The sequence below is a fragment of the Candidatus Edwardsbacteria bacterium genome, from assembly GCA_018821925.1.
Classification (GTDB): domain Bacteria; phylum Edwardsbacteria; class AC1; order AC1; family EtOH8; genus UBA2226.
Map to the genome: position 1 here is coordinate 1 of JAHJLF010000038.1, position 9967 is coordinate 9967.

Below are 9967 nucleotides of genomic sequence, written 5' to 3' on the forward strand. Positions count from 1 at the left end.
ACCATGTCAACTTGGACGATGTCAAGCGGCGGGCCGATATTGTAAAAATATTAAAACTGCTGCAGGAAGACCCCAATGTGGACTTCATCGGGCTGGATTACATCCGTCCGGGGGCCGGCGGATTCGAGACGGTGGACGAATTCGTGGAGCAGATGAATATCGAAAAACCGCCCGGCTGGAACAAGTGGAGCAAAAAGGACCGGATACTGTGGGTAGCCCGGCAGGTAAAACCGATGTCCGATAAGCCCATCCGGGCCCGCTGGCAGTGGTGGCAGGCCCACCGCTCGGCCACCGCGGTGGAGCGGCTGATCGCCGAGGCCGGGGTAAGCAAGCCGGTGTGGGGCTTTACCCTGGGCTGGGACAAGGGCCATGAGCACGGCCAGGACCCGCCGATGATGAACGATGCCGGGCTGGACCTGGATGCCATGATGATCTACGAATCCAACGCCCAGCAGTGCTTAGAGATGACCAATGTCTGGTCGAAGTACCTCAAAGGCAATGAGGTTCAGATGATGGCCGGCCAGCAGATAGACTGGGTGTTGCTGCAGAAGAGCGTCATCCCTCCCGCCCCGGAGGAATTCTACTGGCGCCTGACCGACGCCATCAAGGGCACCTCCGACGGAGGACGGCTTAAGGGGCTTTTCTGGCACGACATGTTCCGCGGCATCCGGGGCCGCAAGGGTCCCCACACCAGCCAGGAGTGGCTGATCGTGGGAGCCGCGGCCTTTTCTAAGCTCAGGCAGGAACTGGGCACATTGCCTCTGGAAGCAAGGATGATCTCCGAAGCCGGGAAAACCGGGCTTCATATAAAGCTCAAGCGGCCTTTGGAAAAGATCATCATAGAACCCCTGACCAATGCCAGCCCCGGCAAAATCCGAGTCGTTGAGCTCGCCGATAGCACCACTGACACTGCCATCATCCTGGGAAGATCGCCGGCCAATGGATTGGCGGCCTACCGTCTCACCTGGGGAAGCGATGACCACCGGGACCAGGTGGTGGTCTTCAGTTATTACCCCCACCCCTATGCCGAGAACCCTTTCCGCCCGCTCCAATCGTTCAGGGCCGGCGGCGACCTGCTGATCGCGGTGCAGCCCGGCAGAAACAACTCGGCAAAAGCGATATCCGCCGGAAAACTGGCTAGGCAGAACGGCCTGGTGCCCAACCGAACGGCCCTGGATAGTCTCGTTCCGTCGTTGGGCTATAAGTATTCCAAGTTATTGATAATCGCCGGAGACAGCCTGTCCGCCTCGGAAATAACGGCTGTCAATAATTTCACTTCCGCCCTCCCCGATTTTCCCATAGCCCTATTGACCAACAAGGACAGTATGCCCGGGCTGCCGGATGTAAAAATGATCCGGCTTAAAAGTGACATCAGCTCCGACCCGGAATATTTGCGATTTGTCAAGAGCTTCTCTACGACTACTAAAAGGAACTATTCGAGTGGTTTAAAATTATCGTTACATCTTGACAAATAAGCTTTTATGAATTATCATTAAATGTTAAAACATCTTAAACTATCCTGATATATCTATTGTCTAAAGTGATGATACCCAAAACAATTAAAATTCTCATTTTTTTCTTCTTATCCCTGCCCCTCCCGGCTATGGCCTCAAAATACGCCGGGGAATTTCTGAATGTCGGGCTGGGATCGGCCGCCATGGGTATGGGCGGAGCTTATGTATCCATCGCCAATGATGCTTTTGCCGGCTACTGGAACCCGGCCGGGACCTCATCGGCCAGCCATCAGCTAATCTTCGCTCATTCCAACAATTTCGGTTCGCTGGTGGCCCACGATGCCCTGGGTTATTCCCGGCCGATGGGGCAATATGCCCTGGGGCTGGTATATATCCGGTTATCGGTAAAGGACATTCCCTACACCAGCGAGGCGTTGATAGATCTTAACAATAATGGTATAATGGATGCCGGAGAGCGGTTGGATTATTCCAAGATCACCTACAATGATGATGTGGAATCGGCCTTACTGTTGAATTATAGCCGCAAATATACCCAGAACACCCGCTGGGGCCTGAACCTGAAATTCGTCAATAAATCGGTGGGGCCCAGCTCGGCCTGGGGATTGGGGATCGATGCCGGATTGATGACCGCCTGGAGGGAAAAGATAAAATTAGGCCTAAACCTGCAGGACCTAACCACCACCTATCTGGCCTGGGATAACGGCACCAAGGAGGTGATCACTCCCACCGCAAGGCTGGGAGCGTCCTACCACCCCTCCATCGCCGGGGAAAGGCCGCTGGCCCTGGCCCTGGGCGGCGATTTCAGATTTGAGGGACGGCAATCTGCCGCCACTTACCATCTGGGAAGCATGAGCCTGGATCTTCATCTGGGCCTGGAATACTGGCTGAAAAAAAGGATCGCCTTAAGATTGGGCGGGGATCAGGGTAGATTTACCGCCGGAGCCGGACTGAAATTGGGACGCTTCAATTTCGATTACGCCTATATGGCCCATAAATATCTGGAAAGCTCCACCCGGCTCTCCGGTGCATTCACATTTTGACAATTTGGATTTGAATCCGCCTGATGATCATTCAACGTGAAATACGACGCAAGGCGTTCCACATACTGGCCGGCCTGGCCCTTCCGGCTCTATACTATGTCTTCATGCTGCTCCACCAGACCACCCTGGCCAAATGGATAATCGCCGCCGTCGCAGTGGCCATCCTGGTGGTAGATATCATCCGCCTGAAACACCTGTTCATTAAAATAATTTTTCTGGATATATTCGGCCCCCTTTTAAGAAAACACGAGATCTCGGCCCTCACCGGGGCCACCTATTTGATGCTCTCATCCCTGGCCTGTTTTACGCTTTTCAGGGATTCCATTGCCATACTGGCCATCTCCTATCTGATAGTCGGGGATTCGCTGGCGGCCCTGGTGGGTCGGAGCGTCGGCCGGACCAAATTCTTTGAAAAATCATTTGAGGGCGCCGGAGCCGGGCTGGCGGGCTGCCTGATCATAGGCCTGATAATAATGCACCTGCCGGGGACCGACCTTACCTTTTGGGAAATGGCCGTCGGGGCAGTGGCCGCGGTGGTGGTGGAAATTCTGCCCATCCCTTTGGATGACAACATCAGGATACCCCTGGCCTCGGGAGCGGTGATGCACCTGTTCTGCCAGTAACACAATTTTACCAATCAATAGTAACCAATAACACAAACCTAATGAAGGAGCCCACTATGGTCTTTAAGAAAACCTTTGCGCTTATTTTGGCACTAGCCTTAACCACGGCAGGCACCCTGGCCGCCAAAGACAAAGTCACCAAAGAAGACCCCGAGATGTTATTATCGCAGATGGCCCAGCTGAGCTTGAAATATCAGGACTATCCCCAGGCCGTCTCCGCATATCATAAGCTTATGGAGAGCTACCCCAAGTCGAAAAGGGCCAAGGATTACACCTATTATCTGGCCCTGGCCTACGAGCGGTCCAACAATTTCCAGACCTCCGCCGAGAACTACCAGAAGGTGGTCACCGATTATAAAAACGCCAAATCCGACATCCCCGGCATAGACAGCCTTTCTCTGGACGGGGTCGGCCGCTGTTTCAACAAGAATTTCAAGGAATACGCCGCTATTATCAACGGACAGCCCATGACCAAGCTGGAGCTGGATGCCGAGATGGAGAAGGTCCCCTCCCACTACCGGGCCCAGTTCGAGGGCGATGCCGGACAGAAAAAGTTCCTGGATCAGATCATCGAACGCCAGTTGCTTTACGCCGAGGCTCAGAAGCAGGGCATCATCAACAACCCGGAGACCTTCCAGCGCATCAAGGATACCGAGCAGAATCTGCTGATCAGGGGTTTATATGACCAGGAAGTCATCCAAAAGGCCCAGCCCTCCGACAAGGAAATAAAGAATTACTACAAAAAGAATATCAAGGAGTATCAGACCCCGGAGCAGGTGAGGGCCAGCCAGATCGAGGTTGACAACTATGCCCAGGCCCAGAAGATATACCAGGAATTGAAGTCCAAAAAAGGCCAACCCTTTGATACTTTGGTGGCCAAATACTCCACGGCTCCCAATGCCCGGAGCAACGGCAGCTTGGGACTGATCAACAAGGATCAGAAACCCTCGCCGGAGCCGGCCCTGTTCAAGACAGCCAAGAGCAAATATACCAAGGTGATCCCGACCGAGCCCCGCTATGCAGTGATCAAGCTGGAGAAAAAGGAAGGTAAGAAATTGCATCTAAGCTGGATCGTAACCGGGACCGCGGACGAAGCCAAAAAAATAATCGCGGAGATCAAAGCGGCGCCCGAATCATTCAGCACCATCGCCGGGAAGAAATCCCTGGATGCCAGCAAGGACAAGGGCGGCGATCTGGGCTTGGTGGCCAAGGGCGATTTGTCGCCTGAAATTTTCAAGGCCGCCTCCAGCCTGAAGGCCGGAAAATATACTACCAAGCCGGTCAAATATTTTGCCAAATACGCCATTTATCGCATCGATGATAAGATCAAGGCCGGAGTCAGGGATTTTCAGCAGGTCCAGGCCCAGATAAGCGGGCAGCTCCAGAAAGAGCGCCAGCAGGCCCTTTATGACGGATTGTTGAAGAGGCTAAAGGAAGAGGCCAAGATAGAATATTTTATCGAAGCCCCAGAGCCGGCCAAGATGGAAGACAAACCTGTTGAAAAACCGGAGCCCAAGAGAAAACTCCCAAAGAAGGCTAAACCCAGAAAGTAAGTAAAAGACTTTCCCACAATATAAATAAGAGGCTGGTAACCTATCCAGCCTCTTATTTATTGACTTTGGTAAAAGGATTAGGCTATAATAACCATAAGACTTTCAGCAATAAATATATAATTATGCCTGAATTAAGAAAAGATCCCATCATCGGCCGCTGGGTCATCATCTCCACCGAAAGAGGCAAACGGCCGGTTGATTACGAAGTGGTTCCTGAGCCAGCCAAGAAAGGCGGGTGTCCCTTTTGCTACGGCAACGAGTCGCTTACTCCTCCGGAGATCATGGCCGTCCGGCCGCCCGGTTCTCCTCCCAACGGCCCGGGATGGCAGCTCCGGGTAGTGCCCAACAAGTTCCCGGCCCTCCGGGTTGAAGGCCAGTTGGATAAATCCGGCGAAGGGCTTTACGACAAAATGACCGGCATTGGAGCCCATGAGATTTTTATCGAAAGCCCGGTGCATGACCTTCATCTGGCCGATATGGAGACGGACCACATCGCGGAGCTACTGCAGGCCTTTGTGGCCCGGATGCAGGATTTGAAGCGCGATACCAGGCTGAAATATCTGATGATCTTCAAAAACCAGGGGTTCCGGGCCGGGGCCACCATGGAGCACAGCCATTCCCAGCTGATCGCCACACCCATCGTCCCCAAGACCATCAAGGAGGAATTGGAGGGATCCCTGGAATATTATAAATACAAAGAACGCTGCGTTTTCTGTGATATCATCAAGCAGGAGATCGAGGATACCCGCCGGCTGGTCATTGAGAACGACAGATTCATCAGTATCGTCCCCTATGCCGCCCGGTTTCCTTTCGAGACTTGGATATTGCCAAAGAATCATCTATCCACTTTTGAGGACAGTGCCGTTCCTGATCTGAAAATACTAGCCGAAATCCTTAAAGGAACGCTATTGCGCATGAATCGCTCGGTCAACACCCCGCCCTATAATCTGGTCCTCCACACCGCCCCCTGTGATCGGCCCAAAATTGACCACTATCACTGGCATATAGAGATCATGCCACGCTTGACCAGGGTGGCAGGATTTGAAAGGGGCACCGGATTTTATATAAATCCCACCCCGCCGGAGGAGGCGGCTGCTTTCTTAAGGGAGATCGATATAAGTTGACCGAACGACCGTTGAATATCATAACCATCTCTTCCGAGATGGTCCCCTTTGCCAAAACCGGAGGGCTGGCCGATGTGGCCGGCTCCCTGGCCCAGATGTACCAACAAGCGGGGCATCGGTCCATTGCCATCATGCCGTCTTATCAGGCTATCGATAAAAATAAGATGCCGCTTGAACCGACCGGCATCGAATTCGACGTTCCGATAGGCCACAATAGAGAGAAGATAAATGTCCTCAGTTCCCGAGCCGTTACCGGTGTCACCACCTACCTCATAGACCACCCATATTTCAGCAACCGCCCAGAACTGTATGGCACAGCCCTGGGCGATTATCATGATAACGCCCAGAGGTTCATCCTGTTTGCCCGGGCCTCGCTGGAGTTGATCATCCGGCTTGGGCTAAACCCTGATATCATCCATTGCCACGATTGGCAGAGTGGCCTGATCCCGGTTTATCTCAAGAATATTTATGACAATAACCCCGTTTTCAAGGATGCCAGAACGGTCTTCACTATCCATAATCTGGCCTTCCAGGGGTTATTTCCGCCCGAAACCATGCTTACGGCCGGTCTGCCCTGGTCCATCTTCCACATTGACGGCCTTGAATTCTACGGCAAGATGAATTTTTTAAAGGGTGGCTTGTCGTTCTCCGACCACATCACCACGGTCAGCCCCAATTATGCCCGGGAGATACTGACCCCGGAGTTCGGATGCGGCCTGCACGGGCTGTTGAATATCCTGCAGCACAAACTTACCGGGATCATCAACGGCATAGATTACTCAGAGTGGAACCCTCGAACCGACGGGTTTCTGCCGGCCAGGTACGATGCAACGGATTTTGCCAACAAACAGATCGCTAAAAGGCTTCTTTGCAAGAGATTCGGCCTGGAATACCAGGCCGAAAAACCCCTATTGGGAATGGTCTCGCGGCTGTCCGCTCAAAAGGGCCTGGATATAATGGCCGAATGTCTGCCCCGTTTATTTGAAAGCAATCTGGATATCGCAGTTCTGGGCACCGGAGATATCGGATACCATGAACTGCTTACCAACCGGAAGCAGCAGCATCCGGAACGACTCGGCCTGAAGCTGGCCTTTGACAACGAAATGGCCCACCTGACCTATGCTGGCTCGGATATGTTTCTGATGCCCTCCCGTTATGAGCCCTGCGGTCTGGGGCAGTTGATAGCTCTAAGATACGGTGCCATACCCATAGTCAGGAACACCGGCGGCCTGGCCGATACCGTGGTCGATTACCACCAGGGCCTTCAAAAAGCCAACGGATTCACTTTTAATGAATATTCCCCAGCGGCTTTTTCCGGGGCGATCGCCAGAGCCATGGATCTTTATGAGGATCCACCTTTGTGGCGTCAGCTGATGGCCAGGGCCATGTCCTGCGATTATTCATGGGAGGCATCGGCCCGGAAATATCTGGAATTGTTTTATAAATTAAAGTAAAGCGACAGTTTATGGCCCTTATCAACCGAGCCTCCCGTGAGATCAGTTGTAAAATCGTTTTTTACGGTCCCGGTCTGGGTGGCAAGACCACCAACCTCCGGCAGATATACCAGAAAGTGGATCCCCAGGCCAAGAGCCAGCTGATATCGCTGGCCACCGAACTGGACCGCACCCTGTTCTTCGATTTCATGCCGCTGGACCTGGGAACCATCCAGGGATATAAAACCAAATTTCATTTATACACCGTCCCCGGCCAGGTGTTCTACAACGCCAGCCGCAAGCTGGTGCTGAGGGGCGTCGACGGTATAGTATTCGTGGCCGATTCCCAGCGGGAACGGTACGAGGACACCCTGGCCAGTTTCGCCAATTTAAAGGAAAACCTGGCCGAGATGTCCCTCTCCATAGACACCGTACCGCTGGTCATTCAATATAATAAAAGGGACCTGCCCAATATCGTATCCCTGGACGAATTGAAGTCACAGCTGAACGACAATAATTTGTCCGATTTCGAGGCCGTGGCCAGCCAGGGCATCGGCGTTTTTGAGACCTTAAAGGAGATCGCCCGCCAGGTGCTGGGAAATATCGGCAAAAGATCAATATAGATGGAAATAAGGATTATTATGACCAATCGAATCGCTTTCGGTTGGTCTCGTTTGCAAGAAAATGCTTGAATCAAATATTCAATATTTAAAAGGAGTGGGGCCCAAACGGGCCCTGCTTTTCAATAAGCTGGGAATAGCTTCGGTAAGGGACCTGCTGTATTACCCTCCCCGGAGATACTTAGACCGCAGCCTTATCAAAAACATCCATGATATCCGGATCGGCGAAAATATTACTGTATTTGGCCAGGTGTCCGACAAGGGGTTGGTCCGCACCAGGCGCAATTTCACCATCTTCAATCTGCTGGTGAGCGACGACACCGGCTACCTGCTGTGCAAATGGTTCAACCAGTCCTACCTGAAGGACCGCTTCCAGATAGGTGACGGCATAGTGGTCTCGGGACAGGTACTGTCCGACCACGGCCTGTCTATGTCCAATCCGGAATATGAGCTGCTGGACAGTGAGGAGGCCGAGCTGATCCACACCGGGAGGATCGTTCCCCTCCATCCCGCCACCAGCGGACTTTCGACCAAACAGATCAGGCAGGTAATCAAGTCTGCCCTGGAAGGATACCTGGACGAGATCACAGAACCCCTGCCCCCGGAACTTATCGAAGCAAAAAACCTGATGGGCATACGACATGCAATCGCCCAGCTACATTTCCCGGATTCTCTGGAAATATTAGATCAAGTCCACCACCGCTTAGCCTTTGAGGAATTGCTCTATCTGGAACTGATCCTTTTTCTTAAGAAGAACTCCTTGCAGGAACACGGGGTCGGCGCCATTATAAAATCATCTGATTGGGGAAAAGATTTCTCCTCCATCCTCCCCTTTACGCTGACCGAGGCTCAAATACGGGTGATCGGAGAGATATCAACTGACATCGGCCGGGCCAGGCCCATGCACCGCCTGCTTCAGGGCGATGTAGGCTCCGGCAAAACCATTGTGGCCCTGGCTGCTATAATACAAACGGTAAAGGGCGGGACCCAGGCCAGTTTGATGGCTCCTACCGAACTGCTGGCCGAACAGCATTACAATACCCTGCGCCCCTGGCTGAGCAAATTGGATATAACCTCAGCCCTGCTGACCAGCAAGATCAAAAACAAGGAACGGAGCAAAATCTATCAGGGGCTGAGCGACGGCGGGATAAGCGTCTGTATGGGCACCCAGGCATTGATCCAGGAATCCGTCGAATTTGCCAGCCTGGGCCTGGCAATAATCGACGAACAGCACCGCTTCGGCGTAAGGCAACGGGCGGCTTTCCGCTTCAAGGGCAAATATCCCCACACCCTGGTCATGACCGCCACGCCCATACCCAGGACCCTGGCTATGACCGTATATGGAGACCTGGACGTTTCCACCATAGATCAGGTTCCCCTGGGAAGACAGAAGATAACCACCAAATGGACGGCCGAGACCAACCGTTCAAAGGTGTACGAATTCATGGAACAACAATTGTCGCAGGGAAGACAGGCTTACGTGGTCTATCCTGTGATCGAGGAGTCGGACAAAATCGAGTTGAAGGCCGCCATCAAGATGCATCGCACTCTGTCCCAGGATATTTTCAAGGACCGCCGGGTGGGTTTGATGCACGGCCAGCTGTCAACCGAGGAACGCCAGTCGGTGATGGAAGATTTCAGGAATCATAAGGTGGATATTCTGGTCTCCACCACCGTCATCGAAGTGGGAATAGACGTCCCCAACGCCAATATCATGTTCATCGAGCAGGCCGAAAGATTCGGCTTGTCCCAGCTGCACCAGCTAAGGGGCCGGGTCGGCCGGGGCAGCCATAAATCATACTGCATCTTGATGGCCGGGCCAAAACTGACGCCCGAGGCCAGGCAAAGGCTGGACACCATGCAAAGCATGAGCGACGGTTTTAAAATCGCCGAGAAGGACCTGGAACTGCGGGGCCCGGGGGAATTTTGGAGCACCCGGCAGCACGGCCTGCCCCAACTGAAGATCGCCGATCTAGCCAAAGATGCCGCCTTGATCGCCCCGGCCCGGGAGGAAGCCAAGCGAATACTGGCAAGCGATTCCGATCTGTCTCAAAAACAGCACTTGGGCATCAAGGCCGGACTTCACTCTTTTCACCCCG

The 9967-nt window shown here is 53.2% G+C and carries 8 protein-coding genes; all 8 read left to right on the forward strand.

What is annotated here, in order from left to right:
- Window positions 1–1475 (forward strand): hypothetical protein (locus KJ869_03610; GenBank protein MBU1576276.1); only part of this gene is annotated, 1475 nt, incomplete at its 5' end.
- Window positions 1476–1603: 128 nt separating this feature from the next.
- Window positions 1604–2515 carry a PorV/PorQ family protein gene (locus KJ869_03615; GenBank protein MBU1576277.1) on the forward strand — a complete coding sequence of 304 codons (912 nt, stop codon included), beginning with the start codon at window positions 1604–1606 and terminating at the stop codon, window positions 2513–2515.
- A gap of 23 nt (window positions 2516–2538) precedes the next feature.
- On the forward strand, window positions 2539–3138 hold the full coding sequence (locus tag KJ869_03620) for a hypothetical protein (GenBank protein MBU1576278.1): 600 nt from the start codon (window positions 2539–2541) through the stop codon (window positions 3136–3138).
- Between the two features lie 56 nt (window positions 3139–3194).
- Entirely contained in the window at window positions 3195–4691 is a 1497-nt protein-coding gene (locus KJ869_03625; protein ID MBU1576279.1) for a peptidyl-prolyl cis-trans isomerase, read from the forward strand.
- A 122-nt stretch (window positions 4692–4813) separates the two neighbouring features.
- Window positions 4814–5815: a galactose-1-phosphate uridylyltransferase gene (gene galT / locus KJ869_03630; GenBank protein ID MBU1576280.1), complete on the forward strand. Its 1002-nt coding sequence runs from the start codon at window positions 4814–4816 to the stop codon at window positions 5813–5815.
- A complete protein-coding gene (gene glgA / locus KJ869_03635; protein ID MBU1576281.1) occupies window positions 5812–7269 on the forward strand; it encodes a glycogen synthase GlgA in 1458 nt (485 codons plus the stop codon). The genes galT and glgA overlap by 4 nt, the downstream gene beginning before the upstream one ends.
- A gap of 11 nt (window positions 7270–7280) precedes the next feature.
- Window positions 7281–7871, forward strand: coding sequence for a gliding-motility protein MglA (locus KJ869_03640; GenBank protein MBU1576282.1), 591 nt, complete (start codon window positions 7281–7283; stop codon window positions 7869–7871).
- A 61-nt stretch (window positions 7872–7932) separates the two neighbouring features.
- Window positions 7933–9967 (forward strand): ATP-dependent DNA helicase RecG (recG, locus tag KJ869_03645; GenBank protein ID MBU1576283.1); only part of this gene is annotated, 2035 nt, incomplete at its 3' end.